The sequence below is a fragment of the Streptomyces sp. MNU89 genome (genome assembly GCF_020982505.1).
In the GTDB taxonomy this organism is placed as follows: domain Bacteria; phylum Actinomycetota; class Actinomycetes; order Streptomycetales; family Streptomycetaceae; genus Streptomyces; species Streptomyces xinghaiensis.
On record NZ_JAJKLL010000001.1, the window covers coordinates 6917248 to 6936483 of the forward strand.

Annotated in this window: 14 protein-coding genes; 7 read left to right on the forward strand and 7 right to left on the reverse strand. The window is 72.6% G+C overall.

Annotated elements, in window-relative coordinates; translation table 11 throughout:
* Positions 1-72 precede the first annotated feature (72 nt).
* Complete coding sequence (locus E4N63_RS29735; protein ID WP_125624070.1) at positions 73-1233, reverse strand: LacI family DNA-binding transcriptional regulator; 1161 nt, start codon at positions 1231-1233, stop codon at positions 73-75.
* A gap of 304 nt (positions 1234-1537) precedes the next feature.
* Here E4N63_RS29735 and E4N63_RS29740 point away from each other — a divergent pair, with 304 nt between their 5' ends.
* From E4N63_RS29740 to E4N63_RS29770, 7 genes are all read left to right on the forward strand, one after another.
* The gene (locus E4N63_RS29740) at positions 1538-2629 is read left to right on the forward strand and encodes a family 43 glycosylhydrolase (protein WP_230242195.1); all 1092 of its coding nucleotides are present in this window, start codon (positions 1538-1540) and stop codon (positions 2627-2629) included.
* 119 nt (positions 2630-2748) lie between these two features.
* Complete coding sequence (locus E4N63_RS29745) at positions 2749-4173, forward strand: RICIN domain-containing protein (protein WP_374112852.1); 1425 nt, start codon at positions 2749-2751, stop codon at positions 4171-4173.
* Positions 4174-4516: 343 nt separating this feature from the next.
* Entirely contained in the window at positions 4517-6379 is a 1863-nt protein-coding gene (locus E4N63_RS29750) for a DUF2264 domain-containing protein (protein ID WP_230242709.1), read from the forward strand.
* 97 nt (positions 6380-6476) lie between these two features.
* Positions 6477-7271 (forward strand): trans-aconitate 2-methyltransferase, encoded by a 795-nt coding sequence (locus tag E4N63_RS29755; RefSeq protein ID WP_230242196.1) that lies wholly within the window; start codon positions 6477-6479, stop codon positions 7269-7271.
* A 208-nt stretch (positions 7272-7479) separates the two neighbouring features.
* A complete protein-coding gene (locus tag E4N63_RS29760; RefSeq protein ID WP_228429639.1) occupies positions 7480-8418 on the forward strand; it encodes a helix-turn-helix transcriptional regulator in 939 nt (312 codons plus the stop codon).
* Positions 8419-8578: 160 nt separating this feature from the next.
* Entirely contained in the window at positions 8579-8986 is a 408-nt protein-coding gene (locus tag E4N63_RS29765; RefSeq protein WP_125624066.1) for a hypothetical protein, read from the forward strand.
* Positions 8987-9607: 621 nt separating this feature from the next.
* Complete coding sequence (locus E4N63_RS29770; protein WP_230242197.1) at positions 9608-9943, forward strand: YnfA family protein; 336 nt, start codon at positions 9608-9610, stop codon at positions 9941-9943.
* A gap of 156 nt (positions 9944-10099) precedes the next feature.
* On the opposite strand, the gene E4N63_RS29775 is transcribed toward E4N63_RS29770, so the two are convergent.
* From E4N63_RS29775 to E4N63_RS29800, 6 genes are all read right to left on the reverse strand, one after another.
* Complete coding sequence (locus tag E4N63_RS29775) at positions 10100-13153, reverse strand: glycoside hydrolase family 2 TIM barrel-domain containing protein (protein WP_230242710.1); 3054 nt, start codon at positions 13151-13153, stop codon at positions 10100-10102.
* 106 nt (positions 13154-13259) lie between these two features.
* On the reverse strand, positions 13260-14126 hold the full coding sequence (locus E4N63_RS29780; RefSeq protein ID WP_125624063.1) for a carbohydrate ABC transporter permease: 867 nt from the start codon (positions 14124-14126) through the stop codon (positions 13260-13262).
* The gene (locus E4N63_RS29785; RefSeq protein WP_230242198.1) at positions 14123-15109 is read right to left on the reverse strand and encodes a carbohydrate ABC transporter permease; all 987 of its coding nucleotides are present in this window, start codon (positions 15107-15109) and stop codon (positions 14123-14125) included. Before E4N63_RS29785 ends, E4N63_RS29780 begins: the two co-directional genes overlap by 4 nt.
* A gap of 17 nt (positions 15110-15126) precedes the next feature.
* Positions 15127-16389, reverse strand: a complete 1263-nt coding sequence (locus tag E4N63_RS29790; protein WP_230242199.1) for an ABC transporter substrate-binding protein — start codon at positions 16387-16389, stop codon at positions 15127-15129.
* A gap of 302 nt (positions 16390-16691) precedes the next feature.
* Positions 16692-17966: an ROK family transcriptional regulator gene (locus tag E4N63_RS29795; protein ID WP_230242200.1), complete on the reverse strand. Its 1275-nt coding sequence runs from the start codon at positions 17964-17966 to the stop codon at positions 16692-16694.
* 212 nt (positions 17967-18178) lie between these two features.
* The gene (locus E4N63_RS29800) at positions 18179-18874 is read right to left on the reverse strand and encodes a glycoside hydrolase family 11 protein (protein WP_125624059.1); all 696 of its coding nucleotides are present in this window, start codon (positions 18872-18874) and stop codon (positions 18179-18181) included.
* Positions 18875-19236 lie beyond the last annotated feature (362 nt).

Here is a 19236-nt window from a genome sequence, read left to right on the forward strand (position 1 = left end):
GCGTGGTCCGCCGGCGGGCCCGGGCGCGGTGGGGCGCGACGGCCCGGATGGGAGCGGTCCCAGCGGCCGGGTTCACTGTGCCACGGCGGACGCCCGGGGTACAGGCCCGGTGCCGCCGGCCGTTCCGTCCACCCGGCCCGCCGCGGGATCGCCGGCCGCCCCGGCGGCGGCACGCACGGCCCGCAGCGGCCGGGTGGCCACCGGGGCCGTGCTGTGGCGGGGGACGAGCCGCGTGAACAGCTCGGTGCGGGGGTTCTCCGGCTGCTCCCCGGACATCGTCCGGGCCAGCAGCCGCAGCGCCGTCGCGGCCATCTCGGAGAGCGGCCGGCGCACCGTGGTCAGGGCCGGGGACGCCCAGCCGGCCTCGGGCAGATCGCCGAAGCCGATCACGCTGATGTCCGCGGGGACCCGTAACCCCCGTGCGGCCAGGGCCTCGTACGCCCCGAGGGCCATGACGTCCGAGCAGGCGAACAGCGCGGTGGGCGGCTCCGGCAGACCGAGGAGGGCGAGCGTCCGGCGCCGGGCGCAGGCCCGCTCGGAGTCGCCGTGGCGCACGTACTCCGGCCGGGGCGCGATACCCGCCGCCGCCAGGGCCTCGCGGTGGCCTGCCAGCCGGGCGTCACCGCGCGGGGTGCCGGGGCGGCCGGCGAGCACCGCGATCCGGCGGTGGCCCAGCGCCAGCAGATGGCCGGTCGCCACCGACCCGCCCCGGTGGTCGTCCGCGCCGACGGACGGTGTGCCGGGCGGCGGCCGGCGCGCGGGGTCGATGAGGACGTACGGGACGCGGTGGCCGTCCAGCCACGCGTACTGGCCGGGGCTGAGCCCGGGCAGATGGAACAGGACCCCGGCGGAGCCGCGGGCCGCCAGCTTCTCCGGCCAGCCGGGGCCCGTCCGCCGTCCCCCCGGCCCGCCGGGCCCGGCCGCGACCGAGACCACCACGTCCAGGCCCGCCTCGTGGGCGGCCTCCATGACGCCGTGCAGCACCGCGCCCGCGCGGGGGCTGTCGGGCGAGCGCACCACCAGGTCGACCATCGCGGGCCGCGGCTTCGGCGCCCCGGCGCGCGGACGGCGCACATAACCCAGGCGCTCCAGCACCTCGGTGACGCGGCGGCGGGTGTCGGGGGCCACGTCCGCGCGGCCGTTGAGCACCTTGGAGGCGGTCGGCACGGACACCCCGGCCTCGCGGGCGATCACCGCCAGGGTCGGGCCCGCGGCGCTCCCGGTACGAGCCATCGCCTTCCCCTTCCGCTCCGCGGCCTCGCGGATCACACCCAGGACAGCCCGAGTCCCCCGCGGTACCGGCCGGGCAGCGGCCGGCCACCACTGTAGATCGCGCCGCGTCACCGCAGAAGACCGATGTCCCACGGGATGAGACGGACCGTGGCGGAGGCTCCCGCGGTGCCGCGGGGGACGGCGCTCCGAAACTTTCGCCGCCCTCCCGAGGGCTGCCCCGGAATCACCAGAAGCCTTAACATCCCAACAAATTCGACCAGTTGCGGGCCCGAACGCACAGGCCCCTCCCCCACAGGAGATCCGGATGAGCCGTGGTGCCGCGCCCGATCGCAGACTCGTGCTCCGAACGGCGGCGGGGCTGGGCGCCCTCGGTGCCCTCGCCGCCACACCGGGTGCGGCCCAGGCCGCCGCCGGTTCCCGCCGGGCCGGCTCCCGCGCGGCCGAGCCCCGCCCCGCCGCCTCGTACGCCAACCCGCTGATCCGCAACCGCGCGGACCCGCACATCCACCGGCACACCGACGGCCACTACTACTACACGGCCACCGTCCCCGAGTACGACCGCATCGTGCTGCGCCGCTCCCCGACCCTCGCCGGGCTGGCCGGGGCCGGGGAGACGGTGATCTGGCGGCGGCACGGCAGCGGTGACATGGGAGCCCACATCTGGGCCCCCGAGATCCACCACATCGACGGCGCCTGGTACATCTACTTCGCCGCCGGACGCACGGACGACGTCTGGCGCATCCGGATGTGGGTCCTGGAGAACCGGAACGCCGACCCCTTCTCCGGCACCTGGACGGAGCGCGGGCGGATCACCACCGCCTGGGACACCTTCTCCCTGGACGCCACCACCTTCGTCCACCGGGGCACCCGCTATCTCGCCTGGGCACAGCACGAGCCCGGCATGGACAACAACACCGCCGTCTTCCTCTCCGAGATGGCGGGCCCGTGGACGCTGACCGGCCCCCAGGTGCGGCTGACGACCCCCGAGTACGCCTGGGAGACCGTCGGCCACAAGGTCAACGAGGGCCCCGCCGTCATCCAGCGCAACGGCCGCGTCTTCCTGGCCTATTCGGCCAGCGCGACCGACAGCAACTACTGCCTCGGCCTGCTGACCGCCGACGACACCGCCGACCTGCTCGCCCCCGCCTCCTGGAGCAAATCGCCGCGGCCGGTGTTCACCAGCAGCGACGCCACCGGCCAGTACGGCCCCGGCCACAACTCCTTCACCGTCGCCGAGGACGGCCGCACCGACGTCCTCGTCTACCACGCGCGGCAGTACAAGGAGATCAGCGGCGACCCGCTGAACGACCCGAACCGGCACACCCGCCTCCAGGAACTGGGGTGGAAACCGGACGGGACACCCGACTTCGGGATTCCGGTGGCCGACACCCGCTAGCAGGCGTCCGGCGCCCGGCCGGGTGACCGGCGTCCGGTCCGCGCCCCGCCCGCCACCGCCGGCCGGGACGCCCGGCGGCCGCCCCGACCGCGTTCACCCCACCAAGGAGCGTGCCCGAGTTGAACCGCCACCGCCTGCGAGCCGCGCTGCTCGCCCTCTGCCTCTTCCTCGGCCTCACCGGCGCCCTGCTACCGGCCGGCACCGCACAGGCCGCCCCGGTCACCGTGCTCAACGCCACCCAGTTCACCGACACCTCGGGCGCCCCGCTGCAGGCCCACGGCGGCGGAGTGCTGAAAGTCGGCGCGTACTACTACTGGTTCGGCGAGAACCGCAACGCGGACAACACCTTCCGCTACGTCTCCGCCTACCGTTCCACCGACCTGAAGAACTGGGAGTTCCGCAACCACATCCTCACCCAGGCCAGCGACCCCGAGCTGCAGCGCGCCAACATCGAGCGCCCCAAGGTGATCTACAACCAGCGCACCGGCCAGTACGTCCTGTGGGCCCACAAGGAGAACGGCTCCGACTACAGCGAGGCCCGCGCCGCCGTCGCCACCTCCTCCACCGTCGACGGGAACTACACCTGGCGCGGCAGCTTCCGGCCGCTGGGGCAGCACATGTCGCGGGACATCACCGTCTTCACGGACAGCGACGGCACCGGCTACATGGTCTCGGCCGCCCGGGAGAACTACGACCTGCACATCTACCGGCTCACCGACGACTACACCGGCGTCGCCTCCCTCGTCGCCAACCCCTGGCCCGGCGGCCACCGCGAGGCACCGGCCCTCTTCAAGCGCGGCGGCGTCTACTTCATGCTGACCTCCGGCGCCACCGGCTGGAGTCCCAACCAGCAGAAATACGCCACCGCCACCAGCATCTCCGGCCCCTGGAGCGAGATGCGCGACGTCGGCGACTCCACCACCTACGGCTCCCAGACCACCTACGTCCTGCCGGTGCAGGGCAGCGGACAGACCTCGTACCTCTACATGGGCGACCGCTGGGGCAACTCCTTCGGCGGCACGGTCAACGACTCCCGGTACGTGTGGGCCCCGCTGTCCTTCCCGTCCGCCACCAGCATGACCATGGACTACCACCCGGAGCTCGTCATCGACACCGACGCCGGGACGGTCACCGGCCGCGGCGGGCCGTTCGAGACCCTCACCGCCCGGCACAGCGGCCGGTGCGCCGATGTGACCAGCCAGTCGCTCCGCGCCGGGGCGCTGCTCAAGCAGTACGGGTGCAACGGCGGCGGCAACCAGAAGTTCTGGTTCAAGGACGCCGGGGGCGGCCACGTCCAGCTGATGGCCCGGCACAGCTCCCTCTGCCTCACCGAGACCAGCTCCGCCGTACAGCAGCAGGCGTGTTCGGACGCGGCGCAGCAGCAGTGGCAGGTCCAGGACGCGGGCGGCGGATACGTCCGGCTGGTGTCCCGCGCCAGCGGCGAATGCCTCGACGTGTCGAACGGGGCCACCGCCGACTCCGCCGAGATCATCACCTACGCCTGCTCGGGCGCCGGCAACCAGCAGTGGCGCCGCGGTACTTGACCGTGCCCCGCGCGTATCCGGGGGCGAACCGGCTGCTGCCGTGGGGGGTGGGCCCCCGGCGCCGGAAACCCGGATGCGGGTGCCGCACGGCCACCCCTGGGCTGCGCCCGCGGCGATGACGAGGCGCCGTATCGACCGCCAGTGGACCGGAGACGCACGGGGACCAGTCACTGTCCGCGATCTGCTTCCCTGCGGCCCGGCCGCGTGACCCGGCGCGTTTCCGGTCCAGCGGGCCAGGCCCGCACCCCGCCCGGAAGCACCGTCCTCCGAACGAAGGAGCACCCTCCGTGCGACCAGCACCCGGCCCCCTCCGCGACGAGGCCGGCGGCCCGGCCCCGTTCCCCTGCCGCCCGAGGACCGCGCCCTCAGCCCCCGTACCGGCTGGACCCGGGCGCACTGGGAGGCCGCCGCCGACGGGCTGCTCGCGGCCGTCACCCCGTACGCCACCCCCGGCCGGGCGCTCTACCACGTCCCCGGCGGCCGCCCGAGCTTCTCCGGCCACCGCTCCGACGGACTGGAGGGCTACGCCCGCACGTTCCTCCTCGCCGCTTTCCGGATCGCGGGCGCCGGCGGAGCCGACCCGCACGGACTCCTCGGCCGGTACGCCGACGGCCTCGCGGCGGGCACCCGCCGGCCCGGCGGCGACGGCCCGGAGGACTGGCCGCGGATCACCGACCGGAGCCAGCCGCTGGTCGAGGCGGCCTCCATAGCCCTGGCGCTCCGCCTCACCCGCCCCTGGCTGTGGGACCGGCTGGACCCGGCGGTGCGGGACCGCGCCGCGGCCTGGCTGGCGGACGCCCTCACCGCCGAACCCTGGCCCTGCAACTGGGAGTTGTTCCCCGTCACGGTCGGCGGCTTCCTCGCCGCGACGGGCCACGCCACCGAAGCCGCGCGGGCCGCCCGCGAACGCGGCCTCGCCCGGATCGAGACCTGGTACGCGGGGGACGGCTGGTACACCGACGGCCCCGGCCGCGCCTTCGACTACTACAACGGCTGGGCGATGCACCTCTACCCCGTCCTGGAGGCCCACCTCTCCGCCGACGCCCGGCTCCTGGACCGGCACGGCTCCCGGCTGGAGACCCATCTCGCCGACTACGCCCGCCTGTTCGGGGCCGACGGTGCGCCGGTGCACCAGGGCCGCTCGCTCACCTACCGCATGGCGACCACCGCCCCGCTCTGGCTCGGCGCCCTCACCGGCCGCACCCCGCTGAGCCCCGGCACCACCCGCCGCCTGGCCTCCGGCACCCTCCGCCACTTCCTCGACCGGGGAGCGGCCGACCCGGCGACCGGACTGCTCTCGCTCGGCTGGTACGGCCCGTACGAGGGTGTCCTCCAGCGCTACTCCGGCCCCGCTTCCCCGTACTGGGCGGCCAAGGCGTTTCTCGGCCTGCTCATCCCGCCGGACCACCCGGTGTGGACGGCCCCCGAGGAGCCGGGCCCGGCCGAGCGCGCGGACGCGGTCACGGCGCTGCCCGCACCGAACTGGCTGCTCCAGTCGACGTCCGCCGACGGGCTCGTACGGCTGCACAACCACGGCAGCGAGGACGCCCGCTACGACCCGCACTACACGCGCCTCGCCTACTCCACCGCCACCGGCCCGGCCCCGCCCGGAGCGGAACCCGACAACCACTTCGGCCTGCTCGGCGAGGACGGCGCAGTCTCCCCGCGCCACGGCCTGGAACCGCTGGGCGCGGGCGAGGGCTGGGCGGCGTCCCGGCACGGCGTGGGCACGGCCCGGGTCGTGAGCGTCGTCCTCGCGCACGGCGCGGCGGAGGTACGCGTCCACGCCGTGACGAACGCGCCGCCGGATACCCCCGTGCGCCTCACCGGCTGGGCCGCGGGGCCGGTCCCGCGCTCCGAACTCCTGCCGCTGCACGGACTGGTGGCCGCCCCGTCGCTGCCCCCGGTCGCGACGGCGTACACGGCGCGGGCCGTGACCCCCGCCGTGTCCGGGCGGACCGGCGGGGCGGCGAGCGTGTTCGTATGTGCCGCCCGGCTCACGGCCGAACCCCGGCCCGCGCCGCTGGGCGACCTGGTACGGGTCGAGGTGAGCGGCGACGGCGCGGCGCACACGGTGACGGTCCGCTGGCGGGACGGCACGGAACACCGCGTACACCTGACCGCCGGAACGGCGCAGGCCGAACACCGCCCGGCCCCGGCCCCGGCGCCGGGCACGGCCCCGGGGGAGACCGCCCCGTCAGGCTGACTCCGGACAGGCAGGTGCGCCGGCCGCGACGGCTGGATTCCGCCTGCGGACGGAAAATCCGCTCGCGGCCCGGGAGCCGCGCGGGTAGACCGGAGCTGTGGTCGACCGCCTGTTCTCCGATGAGCGCCTTGCCCGGCTGTACGACCGACTCTGTGCCGGGAGAGAGGACTTCGGCTTCTACCTGCCCCTCGTCCTGTCCGCGGAGTCCGTGCTCGATGTCGGGTGCGGAACGGGTGAGTTGCTGCGCAGGGCCAGAGGAGCCGGGCACACCGGGCGCCTGTGCGGACTCGACCCCGCCGAGGAGATGCTCGGCCGAGCCGCCCGGCACCGGACGGACATTGAATGGGTCCTCGGCGACCTGGCCGCGGTCGGCTGGGACCGGGAGTTCGACTTGGTCGTCATGACCGGTCACGCCTTCCAGGTCCTCGTCACGGACGACGACGTGCGCACGGCCCTGGCCGCGATGCGGTCGGCCCTGACGGAGGGCGGTCGGCTGGTGTTCGAAACTCGCAACCCGTCGGCCCGCGAGTGGGAACGGTGGACCCCCGAGCACGTGGTCGAGGCGGCCGATGACACCGGTGCCGTAGTGCGCCTCCGGTCGGAGGCCGAGACACCGGTCGAGGGCGGTCTCGTGAGCTTCACACAGACCTTCACGAGCCCTGCCTGGGACGGTCCGCGGGTGAGCCGGAGCACGCTGAGGTTTTTGGACGCGCCTGCGCTGGAAGACCTCCTCACCGATGCCGGGCTGGCGATCACCGAGCAGTACGGGGACTGGTCCGGGGGCCCGCTCACCGAGTCGAGTCCGGAGATCATCACCGTCGCCGCACGTGCTTGTGCCCCGGGCCGGTCCGGCGCCTCTGCCCGAGCCGTCCGTCGGCGCGGCCGGGTGTGAGAGTCCGTGTCCTCTCGAGGTGCCTTCTTTTTTGTCGTTCACCGTTCATCCACGCTGTGCTGCTTCGATAAGATGAGCAGTGATATGACGATAAACGTCGGAGCGGGGGAATGGATGTGCCATGCTACGCATCCGCTTTACAGTTGAAGATCTGGCGCGGACACATGTCGCGACCGGACCGGACCCCTTATGGGAAACGATTCTGGGAATGCAGCAGCTGGTATCCGGAGGGCGGAGTTCCCTCGCATTCCGGGACTGGTCGCGGCGAGCGCGCGCCGTGGTCGGGCAGCGGAATCTGAGGGGCCAGGTGCGCTATTTAGGGGCGTTCATCCCACAGAAGGGATACGTACCGGACTTTCTCACTCCGGCTGAAGCGGCCGGGGGCCTGCGCCAAGGGCTCGCGGCCGTGCGCGACACCCCGCGTGGCCGGTTGTGCACAGAGTTACGGCTGCTTGCGGCCGGCCGGTACTCCGGCGGGGTCCCACCGGTGATGCGTCGGCTCGCCGAAGCCGACCCGCATCGCATGACAGAGCTGGCGGAGGCACTTCGCGAGGTGTACGAGTCCGTCATCGCCCCGGACTGGACGCAGTTGCACACACACGTGGAGGCCGACCGTGCACTGCGTGCCCGCGCCCTGCGGGACGGTGGCATCGATCTCCTGCTCGACTCGCTGGGAGCGGCCGTGCGGTGGGATCCGCCCGTGCTGCACGTGAACTATCCCGTCGAGCGTGATCTCCACCTGGCGGGCCGGGGGCTGCGCCTGATTCCCTCCCGTTTCTGTTCCCGTGTCCCCATCGCCCTCGCGGACGCGCGGCTTCGCCCGGTCCTGGTCTACCCCGTCAACCGCAGCGTCCCGAAACCGGCCGAGCGCCCGGTTGATCCGCTGGGGGGCGTGGTCGGGCGCACCCGGGCCGGAATCCTCCGGGCCTTGCGCGATGGTGCCACCACGGGTGAACTGGCCCTGCGGTTGCGGATCTCAGCCGCCGCGGCCAGCCAGCACGTTCATGCGTTGGGTCGTGCCCGCCTGGTCCACAGCCAGCGCGTCGGTGCTTGCGTTCTCCATACGCTGACGCCGCTCGGGGCCGCCCTCCTGGACGGCCACATCGCACCAAGCCCTCCCGGTCAGCGATTTTTCGAAATGCCTTAAAGGTCTCGTATCGCTTCCGCGTTTCTTGGCATGGTGCACGTGGAAACCGGGCGAGGCGCACCCGCACCCGTCCGGACGGGGGACTGGCAGTCGCATGAGCCGGAGACCAAGACCTGAAATGACCGGCCAGTGCACACCAGTCGCAACGATAGGGGGAAACATGATCCGGAAAAGCGTGCTTCCGTCGGTGAACGCACGGCATTCACTCGGGGCTCTGGCCGTTGCGGGCGTACTCGCCGCTTCCGTGGCGGCTGCGCCCAGCGCCTCCGCGGCACCGGAACGGGCCGACGTCAGCGTGTACGTGTGGGCCACCAATGTGAACGTCCGCAACAGCTACAGCTCGACGTGCGACAACTACCCGTCGCGTGCCAACTGCGCGACGGTCACGCGTGTCTCGGCAACCTGGGTCAACGCCTGGTGCCAGACGCCGGGAGAGACCATCAACGACAGTGGCTACTCCAGCAGGTGGTGGACCTTCCTGCAGGCGCCCAACGGGACCTGGGGCTGGGTGAGCAACGTCTACATCCGGGGGGAGGCTCATCTGTCCAACGTGCCGGACTGCGCCTGACCGGCTGTTCTCCCTCCGCTTGCGCGGCCGCACCGCTCCCACCGGAGCCCTGGACCGCGTGAGCCGGAGGGCGCACAGGGCAGAGAAATGAAGGAAGGGCCTCCTGGCAGCTCGGGTGCGGGCTCACCGCGACCCCGAGTGCCAGGGGGCCCTGGCGCTGCGCCGCCGGAGTTGCCCCGGTAACCCGTGCCCGGGCGCCCCACCAGGGGAATCGCATGATCCGGAGGGCCGGGGGAAGACGGAATGCCGACCGCGGGCCGACGCTCCGTACGGCGGGAGCGTCATGCCTCTTCCGGCGTGACCGCTCCCTTCCGGAGCAGCGGCGGTCCTCGCGGCACACGGAAACAACGCAGGAGCAAGAGAGGTCATCGACACCGTGAGGCCGGGAAAGGACGGGTCCGACCAACGTTCGTACGGAATGAACAGACCGCACGCCGTCATGTGGTGGTGGGGCGGCATCGGGCTCGGAATTCTTGTCGTAGCGCTCTTCCTGATGAGCGGCCGTTGAGCCGCCGGCCGGGGCGGGGCGGGGCAGCCGGGTGCGGGTGGGCCGCGCCGGGCCCCGTCCCCGGCATGCTTTGCTGGTGCCGCCCCGTGTCTCCTCCGGCAGAAGGTCCCGCCGTGCTCGTCGCCCGCTCCGTGGCCCTGTTCGCCGTCGCCGCCCTCTTCGAGATCGGCGGTGCCTGGCTGGTCTGGCAGGGCATCCGCGAGCACCGGGGGTGGGCCTGGACCGGGGCCGGTGTCATCGCCCTCGGGCTGTACGGGGTGGTGGCCACCTTCCAGAGCGATGAGAACTTCGGCCGCATCCTCGCCGCGTACGGCGGTGTCTTCGTGGCCGGGTCGATCGCCTGGGGCATGATCGCCGACGGTTACCGGCCCGACCGTTTCGACGTCATCGGCGCCCTGGTCTGCCTCGCCGGGATGGCCGTCATCATGTACGCGCCGCGCGGCCACTGACCGGACGGGACGGGCGCACCGGGTTCAACCGGCCCGTGGCGGACTGACCGGGGCCGTAGGGGGACCGCGCCGCCCGCCCGGGGAGTGGCGGGCGGCGCGGTCCGCGGCTGCCGGGGTCCGGCCCGGCAGCCGGCACGCGGGGGTGTGCCGGGACCGTCAGGTCCGGCCCACCGCCGAGAAGGTGAACGAGAACTGCGCGGGCGCCGCCTCCAGTTGGTACGCGGGGAGGACGCCCGGCCCGCAGGACTGGGAGCCGATGCCCTGCTGGGCGTGGTCCAGGTTGACCCAGACCAGGGGACCCGGCGTCAGGTCCGGAATGTGGCGGGCCGCGTCCAGTTGCTCGGTGGTCCAGCGGCGGGCGGTGAACCAGAAGAGGTCACCGGGGCCGCCGCTTTCGGCGCAGAGGCCGGCTCCGGTGCTGTCGGTGAGCTCGGCCCAGCGGACGTCCGCGCGGGCGCCGTTCTCCTGCGGGCGGACATAGGGGGTCTGCAGTTCGTCGACCGTCATCGACCAGAGGCCGGTCATCGCGGCGGCCCGGGTGTCCGGATACGCCTCGCCCGGGCCGCCGCCGAACCAGCGGGCCGAACCGTGGCGGGCCGGGATGCCGAAGCGGATGCCCAGGCGGGGGAGGGCGCACGGCCAGTCGCCCTCCGGGGTGACCGCGACCGTCAGCCCCAGCCGTCCGCCGTCCGCCGTCCAGCGGTAGTCGGCGCGCAGGGCCAGATCGGTGGCGGCGGGGGCCACCCTCGTCCGTACGGTCAGGGCGTCGCCCTCGACCTCGACCGCGTCCGGGCGGTGCCGCATCCGGTGCAGGCCGAGCGCCCGCCAGAGCGGGCCGTGGCGCAGGTCCGGCTGCCACGGCGCGCCCTCGTCGTTGTCGGTCGGGGCGCGCCAGACGTCCAGCCGGAGATCCGTGACCGGGATGCCGTCCAGGCGCCGGAGCATGCCGGTCGCGGCGTCGAACACCGCCGGGCCGAGGGTGATCAACCGCCCGTCCCGGCGGGCCGGTTCGCCCGTCGCGGGCGGCGGGGACGGCCGGCGGCCGGCGGGGAGCTGCGCCCAGGCCACGAGGTGGCCCTTCGGCGCCCAGGCGGTGTCCGCGGCGAGGACGGCTCGTACGGTCCACTGGCGTTCGCCGGCACCCGGACGGTCACGGTCACGACCGGCACCGGCACCCCCGCCCACCGCGAGCCGCGGCGGTGCCGGCAGCTTCACCTCCGCGCTCTCGCCGGGGGCCAGGGCCGGCACGGGCAGGGTGCCGGCCGCCACCTGCTCGCCACCGGCTTCGTACGACCAGGTGAAGGCCAGGTGCGACAGACCGGAGAAGTCATAGGTGTTGGTGACGCGGACGGTGCCCGCCGCGCCGTCGCCCTCGATGCGGACCGGCTCGACGACCTTCTTGTACTCGGCGAGACCGGGCGAGGGCGTGCGGTCGGGGAAGAGCAGCCCGTCGCAGACGAAGTTGCCGTCGTGGACCTCCTCCCCGAAGTCTCCGCCGTACGCGAAGTACGGGGTGCCGTCCGCCGTGCGGCGGGCGATCCCGTGGTCGGTCCACTCCCAGACGAAGCCGCCCTGGCAGCGCTCGTACCGCTCGAAGAGGCGCTGGTACTCGCCGAGGCCGCCGGGGCCGTTGCCCATTGCGTGGGCGTACTCGCAGAGGACGAACGGGAGTTCGCGGCGGCGCGCGTCCAGCTCCGGGTCGTTCAGCGGCTCCTCGGCGCGCCGGCCGATCAGCTCCACCTCGGCGTGCGGGGCGTACATGCGGGAGTAGACGTCGGTGTCCGCGCAGGAGGGGTCGCCCTCGTAGTGCAGCAGCCGGCCGGGGTCCCGGGCGCGGATCCACCCGGCCATGGCCGTCAGCCCGGGGCCGGTGTCGCACTCGTTGCCGAGCGACCAGATGATGACGGACGGATGGTTCTTGTCGCGCTCCACCATCCGCGCGGCGCGGTCCAGCAGGGCGGGGAACCAGCGTTCGTCCCGGACGGGGTTGTTCCGCCAGCCGGTGTCGGCGAAGCCGTGGGTCTCCAGGTCGCACTCGTCGACGACCCAGAGGCCGAGTTCGTCGCAGAGATCGAGGAAGGCCGGGTGCGGCGGATAGTGGCTGGTGCGGACGGCGTTGATGTTGTGCCGCTTCATCAGCAGCAGGTCCCGCCGCATGGTGTCCGCGTCGACGGTCCGCCCGGTCTCCGGGTGGAACTCGTGCCGGTTCACGCCCCGGAACAGGATCCGGCGGCCGTTGACCTTGAGGACGCCGTCCTCCACCGCGACGGAGCGGAAGCCGACGCGCAGCGCGATCCGCTCCCCTGACGCGGCCAGTTCGGCCTCGTACAGCCGCGGAGTCTCGGCGGTCCACGGCTCCACGGGCACGGTCGCGCTCTCGCCCGCCGCGAGGTCCAGGCCCAGTTCGGGGACGGTGATCCGGACGGGAACCGCGCCCCCGTCCGGGCCGGAGCCGGGGCCTTCACCGCCGCCCGCACCGCCCCCGCCGGTCCGGCAGTCCACCCGCAGGGTCCCCGTTCCGGCGCGGTGGTCGTACGAAGCGTGGACGGTGAAGTCGTCCACCGCGCCGGGCGGCCGGTGCAGCAGCGTCACGTCACGGAAGATGCCGGGCAGCCACCACTGGTCCTGGTCCTCCAGATAGCTCCCGGCCGACCACTGGTGCACGCGGACGGCCAGCACATTGCCGCCGGGCCGGAGCAGCGCCCCGACCGGGAACTCGTGCGGCAGCCGGCTGCCCTGGAAGACGCCCAGCTCGGCGCCGTTGAGCCAGACCCGGGCGCAGGATTCGACACCGTCGAACCGCAGCACGGTGTCGCCGGAGCCCGCCGCGAGCGGCCAGTCGTCCGGGAGCTCGAAGTGGCGCAGATGGTCGCCGGTGGGATTCTCGTGCGGGACCCGGGGCGGGTCCACGGGGAAGGGGTAGCGGGTGTTGGTGTACGCGGGCGCGCCGTGGCCCTGGAGCACCCAGTGGCCGGGGACGGCGAGCCGGTCCCACCCGCTCGCGTCGTGGCCGGGGCGGGCGAAGGAGTCGTCCTCGGCGCCGGCCGTGGGGGAGAGCCGGAAGCGCCACTCGCCGCCCAGATCGAGCCGGCGGGCGTCGGAGGCCGCGTACCAGGCGCGGGGCGGGAGGGTGCCGCGCCCGGGCGCTCTGTCCTCGTAGTACGGAAGGGATGGGCGCCCGCGGAGGACGGGCCCTCCGCATCGCCGGATGCGCCGGGGCGGGAGGGCGGCCCGCCGGGGCCCCCGGGGCTTCCCGGGCCGTGTGGTCGTGCGCGTTCCGGAGCGGGTCCTGAGGTGTGCTCATGCGTCCCCTCGGTCAGCCCTTGATCCCCGTCTGCGCCACGCCCTGCACCAGCCAGCGCTGCAGAACGACGAAGACGAGGATCAGGGGCAGGATGGATATCGCCGCGGCCATGAAGATCAAGTGCAGGTTGACGGTTTGTGCGGTGAGATAGGACGACAGCGCCACCTGCACCGTCCAGGACTCCTGGTCCTGGCCGATGACCAGCGGCCACAGGAAGGCGTTCCAGCCGCCGATGAAGGTGATCACGGCGATCGCCGCGAAGAAGTTCAGCGAGTTGGGCACCACCACCCGCCAGTACGCGCCCCAGTGGTTCAGCCCGTCCACCCGCGCCGCCTCCTCCAGCTCCCGGGGGAATCCCAGGAAGTACTGGCGGAAGAGGAAGGCGGTGAAGCCGCTGAACAGCCCCGGGATGATCAGCCCCCGCAGGCTGGAGACCCAGCCCAGCGACGAGACGAGGACGAACGTCGGGACGAAGGTGACGGCCGCCGGGACCATCAGCGTGCCCAGCACCAGATAGAAGACCTTCTGCGCGTGCCGGTACGGGATGCGGGCCAGCCCGTAGCCGGCGGTGGAGCAGAGCAGCAGGGTGCCCGCGGTGTGCAGCACCCCGACGACCAGCGAGTTCCACAGCGCCCGGGCGAAGGGCACGGCCGGGTCGTCGAACAGCTCCCGGACATTGCCCCACTGGAGGTCGGTGGGGAAGAACGTCCAGGTCTCCCCGGTGATGTCGGCGTCCGTGGAGAGCGCGTTGCGTGCGATCAGATAGAAGGGGACGAGGAAGAGGACGGTGGCGACCACCAGCGCCGCGTACAGCCCCGCGCTGCCGAGGGTGGTGCGGGCGCCCCGCGCCGTCCGGCCGGTTCCCGCCGCCGCGCTCATGTGTCCCTCTCCCGTCCGAAGCCCAGGAACCGCCCCTGGAGGAGGGTGACCAGGCAGATGAGCAGGGCCAGCAGCAGGGCGCCGGCGCTGCCGAGGCCGTAGTCCTGGTTCTCGCCGAGCGCCAGGTTGTACAGGTAGACCAGGGGCGGCCGGCCCCAGGTCGCCTTGTCCAGCAGGTTGTAGAACTCGTCGAACGCCTGGTAGGCGGCGATGAGGAGAAGCAGGATCACCGCGCTGGACGTGGTGCGCAGCTGCGGCAGCGTGATGTACCGGAAGGTCTGCCAGCCGGGCCGCGCGCCGTCGATGGCCGCCGCCTCGTAGAGGACCCGCGGGATGTTCTGCAGCGCCGCCAGGAAGAGGATCATGTAGAAGCCGGACTGCAGCCACAGCCGCACGGTGACGATCACCAGCCAGTACCACGGCGGATCGGGGGAGGCCAGCCAGGCGACGGAGTCCACCCCGAGCCATCCCAGGACGGTGTTGGCCAGTCCGAAGCGCACCCCGTTGAAGATCGACATCTTCCACACCAGTGAGGCGGCCACATAACTGCACGCCGTCGGGAGGAAGAACGCGGACCGGAAGAACGCCCGCATGAAGCGGATGCGGTGCACCAGCAGCGCCAGCCCCAGCGACAGGGCGAAGGTGAGCGGGACGGCGAAGAGGGCGAACACCGTGAAGGTGCCGAGGCTCCGCACGAAGTCGCCGTCGGAGAGCATCGTCAGGTAGTTGTCGAGCCCCACGAACTCCGTGGGGGTCACGGTGGAGCGCGCCTCGAAGAGGCTGAGCCACAGGCTCCAGCCGATCGGGAGGTAGACGAAGACGAGCAGTCCGGCCAGGAAGGGCCCGGTGAACAGCCAGAAGGCGAGGGCGTGTCCGCGCTCCGCCGTGCGCCCCGTCCCCGACCGTGCCGGACCGGCCGGCCCGCTGCGGTCCGGTACGGGGCGCCGGCCGCGGCGGGCGGGCCGGTACAGGGGCGTCGCCATGGTGGTGGCCCCGCCCCCTAGCCGAAGATCTTGTCGAGATCGCGCCGGATCTTCTTGTCCGCCTTGTCGAGTTCGCGTTCCGGATCGGCATCGTCCCGCACGGCGTTGGCCATCACGTCGGTGAGAGTGGTGATCATCGACTGGGTCCAGGACGGGTTGTCGAAGATGCCGGCGGTGTTGAAGAGTTCGACCCCCTCCGCCGCCAGCCCCGACTTGAGCTCTTCCGCACCGGCGGCCACCGATCTGCGCGGCGGGATGTGGAAGCCGTAGTCCAGGCACCACTCGCGCTGGAACTCCTTCTGGTCGATCCACAGCCACTTGACGAACGCCTTGGCCGCGTCGACGTCCTTCGCCTTCGCCGAGACGAACGCCGACCAGCCGCCGTTGTAGACCGCCGGGCGGCCCTTCGGATCGCCGGAGGACGGCCAGGGCATGATGCCGACGTCGTCGCCGTGGGCCTCCAGGATCTGCGGCATCGCCCACATGCCGCACCACTGCATGGCGCACAGGCCCTGGTTGAAGGAGGCCGGGTCCCAGTGCTCGGTGGGTGCCCCCTTGAGCAGCGCCTTGCCCGCGTACAGCCGGCGCAGCTTGCGCAGCGCCTCGACCACCTCATCGGTGTGGTACGCGATTTCGTTGTCCGGGGTGAGGAGTTCGGCGCCGGTGGACCAGATCAGCGGGTTCTGGATGGGCTGCAGGGTCTGCCCGAGGTAGAGGCCCTTCACCTTGTCCGTGGTGAGCTTCTCGGCCGCCTCGATCAGCGCGTCCAGGGTGTCCGGCGGCTCGATCCCGGCCTTCTCCAGCAGGGACTTGCGGTAGTACAGGAACTGCGGATCGTCGATCATCCGCACGCCGTAGACCTTGCCGTCGATGGTGTGGGAGGCGATGTCCGCCTCGTTGTAGTCGTCCTTGACGTCTTCGAGGATGTCGTCGAGCGGCACGATCTGCCGCTCGTGCGCCATGTGGATCTGCGGGTGGAACTCGAAGACGTCCGGCCCGTCGGAGGAGAGCAGTGCGGTGAACAGCTTCTTCTCGTACTCGCCCGGTATCCACTGCACCGAGACGTCCGCGTCCTTGTACGCCTTGGCGAACTTCTGGGCGGCCTGCTGCGTGCCCGGCTCGCCGTAGGCGTGGTACATCTGCTTGATCGACCGGCCGGATCCCCCGCCGCCGCGGCCGGTGTTCGAGCCGCAGGCGGTCAGCGCGCCCAGGGCTGCGATCCCCCCGGCGGCGCGGAGGACATCGCGGCGGTCCCACTCTCTGCTGCTGATGGCCGGCATGTGACGTCCCGTCTGTAGCGGCTCAACTCACTTCTTCCCGACGCGCGTTCAGGTGCGGTCGAGGTGGTGCCGTGGTGCGGTACTGCCGTCGTGGTGCGGGACGCTAGCCATCGTCCAGGGGTTCGGCAAGGGGTTGGAAGAAGTCTTCTCGCCGGGGTGTGCCGGAGGGACGCGGATCAGCACGGGCGGTTCGGGATCCCGGACGAGCGGACGGCGGCGGCCCGGGACGCCGGCGCCCCGGCCCACCCGGCGCGGGGTCACCACGGCGCAGCGGTACGAGAGTTCCGGGCGGTGCCGGGTGCTCAGCGGGCGGCCGCGTCCGTGCCGCCGGCGGGGCCCGGGAGGAGGGGCGGCGCGTCCGGCCCCGGCGTCCTGCGGCCGACGGAGGCGAGGAAGCCCTCCAGGGCGAAGGTCGCGGCGCCGAGGCTGACGGGGTTGGTGGGGATCGGGCTGAGGACGATCTCGGTGCCGGCCAGCGGCCGGGCCAGCGCGTGCCGGGCCACCACCTCCCGCACCCCGGTGAGCAGGGGTTCCCCGAGCAGGGACGCGACCCAGCTGCTGAGCACGATCACTTCCGGATTGAGCAGGTTGACGAGGTCGGCGATGCCGGCGCCGAGGAAGCGGGCCGTCTCGCGGACCGCCGCGACCGCCACCGGATCGCCCTCCGCCGCCGCCCGCGCGAGCGCCGCGATGGTGGCGGTCTGGTCGCCCGGGCGCAGCAGTGGGCTGCCCGGGTCGAGATCCCGCAGCCGGCGCATGATGCCGGGCGCGCCGACATAGGTCTCCACGCAGCCGCGGTTGCCGCAGTGGCACGGGTGGCCGTCCAGGACCAGGGTGGTGTGGCCCCACTCGCCGGCGCTGTTGGTGACACCCCGGTGGAGCGAGCCGCCGAGCGCGAGCCCGGCCCCCACCCCCGTACCGAGGTTGACGACGACGGCGTCGCCCCGGTCCCGTGCGGCGCCGAACCACAACTCGGCCACCGTGCAGGCGCGGAGCGGGTTGTCGAGGTGGAGCGGGTGGGGCAGATAACCGGCCAGCAGGCTCAGCAACGGGACGTCGTGCCAGTCCCAGTTGGGCGCGTAGACCGAGACGCCGCCCTCGCGGTCGACCTGGCCGGGCACGCTGACGCCGACGCCGAGGATCCGGCCCGCCCCGGCTCCGGCCCCGTTCCCGGCCCGCCCCGTCACCGACTCGACGGCCGCCGCGATGTGGCCGACGACCTGATCGGGCCCGCTCTCGCCGGGGCGCAGCTCCTCGTCGGCCCGGGCAAGGACGTTCAACGCCAGGTCGAACAGCTCCACATGGACGTAGGTCTCGGCCACGTCGACCCCGACCAGCGCGCCGCCGGAGGTGTTGACGGCGACCAGGCCGCGCGGCCGGCCCCCCGCGGAATCCTCGAAGCCCACCTCGGTGAGCAGCCCGAGCGCCAGCAGCTCCCCGACGAGGTTGGCGACGGTCGCCAGGCTGAGACCGGTGGCGGCGGCCAGTTCCTGCCGGGAGACGGGGGAGTGGGCGATGATCTGCCGCAGCACCCCGTAACGGTTCGCGGTGCGGATGTCCCGGGACGTACGTCTCACGGCGTGGCCCTCCGCCCCTCGCGCCCTCGCCCTCCCCGGCGAAGCGCCAGGCTATGCGTCCGGGCCGGGGTTCGACAAGCGGTTGGGAAAAGGGTCGGAGGAAGCGGACGGGGCCACTGCCGGGACGCAGTGCGGCGCGGCGGCCGGGGCCGCCGCGCCACAGGTGCGGTACGTGAGGGTGCCGTCCGGGGACCAGTCCGCCGGAGCGCTGGTCAGCTCATGTAGATGTTGGAGTTGCCGCTGCTCTGGTAGCCCTCGGTCGCCAGGATCATGTAGTAGTTGAAGCTGCCCAGCCGCAGTCCCGCACGGGACCAGGCGTCGAAGTGGTTGCCGGTGGTGATGGTCCCGCCGGTCTTTTTCTGCTGCCGCGTGCTCCAGTACTGGTCGAAGGTCTTGTTGTCGCCCTCGATGGAGGGGGCGTTGTACCGCGTCGTCTTATAGATGTCGTACGTGCCGCCGTCGCTGGAGACGGTGCCCCGGTGCTCGCCGGTGGGCCGGTAGGTGCCCCAGTTGTCGACGATGTAGTACTCGACGAGGGGGTTCGAGGTCCACCCGTAGAGGCACAGGTAGCCGTTGCCGGACGGGTTGAAGCTGCCCGAGTACTGCACCGTCCGGCGGCTGCCGTTGCTCCAGCCCTTGCCGCAGACGAAGTTGCCGGTGTTGCGCCACTGGGTGCTGTAGTTGCCACCGGAGCCCATGGTCATGGAGACCGTGTTGTTGGCGTCGGTCCAGAAGGAGAAGAAGTAGCCGTTGTGGTTGCCGGTCTGGTTGGTGGTGATGGTCTGGAGGGCGCGGGCTTGGGCGGTCCCGGGCAGCACCAGTCCGGACGTGGCCAGCGCCAGGGCGCCGGTGCCGCCGATGAAACCCCTGCGGCTGAGCGGGCGGCCGGGGGTGTTGTCCTTGTGCATGATTCCTCCTGGTGGGGGCTGGCGGAGGCCAGGCAGCGTGATACGACCCGGCGGGCCCGTCGGTGGCCGGGGCGGCGCCGACCGCGTGCGCCGGGGTCGGGCGGCACGCGCGGGATCGGCCGGTCGTCCTGCGGTCGGCGACCGGGGAGGACCGGGTCGCGCGGGTGAGCCGGATCGGCGGGGCTGGGCCCGTCGATGCCGATAGTGTTGAGCCGGGCTGTCATGTTGTCAACAGTTTCCGGAAGCATTGCGGAAACACTGTCCTGATAGGGAAGTTCCGCAGACGGCATTGTGCCTGGTCAGGGCTCCAATGGTGTGCTTCGTGGTGACGGCAGTTCATCTGATGCCCGATCAGTGGCCAG

Coding starts and splice junctions, on each gene's coding strand:
- E4N63_RS29735 (WP_125624070.1), bottom strand. CDS start 1,233: ATGGCTCGTACCGGGAGCGCCGCGGGCCCGACCCTGGCGGTGATCGCC.
- E4N63_RS29740 (WP_230242195.1), top strand. CDS start 1,538: ATGAGCCGTGGTGCCGCGCCCGATCGCAGACTCGTGCTCCGAACGGCG.
- E4N63_RS29760 (WP_228429639.1), top strand. CDS start 7,480: ATGCAGCAGCTGGTATCCGGAGGGCGGAGTTCCCTCGCATTCCGGGAC.
- E4N63_RS29765 (WP_125624066.1), top strand. CDS start 8,579: ATGATCCGGAAAAGCGTGCTTCCGTCGGTGAACGCACGGCATTCACTC.
- E4N63_RS29780 (WP_125624063.1), bottom strand. CDS start 14,126: ATGAGCGCGGCGGCGGGAACCGGCCGGACGGCGCGGGGCGCCCGCACC.
- E4N63_RS29785 (WP_230242198.1), bottom strand. CDS start 15,109: ATGGCGACGCCCCTGTACCGGCCCGCCCGCCGCGGCCGGCGCCCCGTA.
- E4N63_RS29790 (WP_230242199.1), bottom strand. CDS start 16,389: ATGCCGGCCATCAGCAGCAGAGAGTGGGACCGCCGCGATGTCCTCCGC.
- E4N63_RS29800 (WP_125624059.1), bottom strand. CDS start 18,874: ATGCACAAGGACAACACCCCCGGCCGCCCGCTCAGCCGCAGGGGTTTC.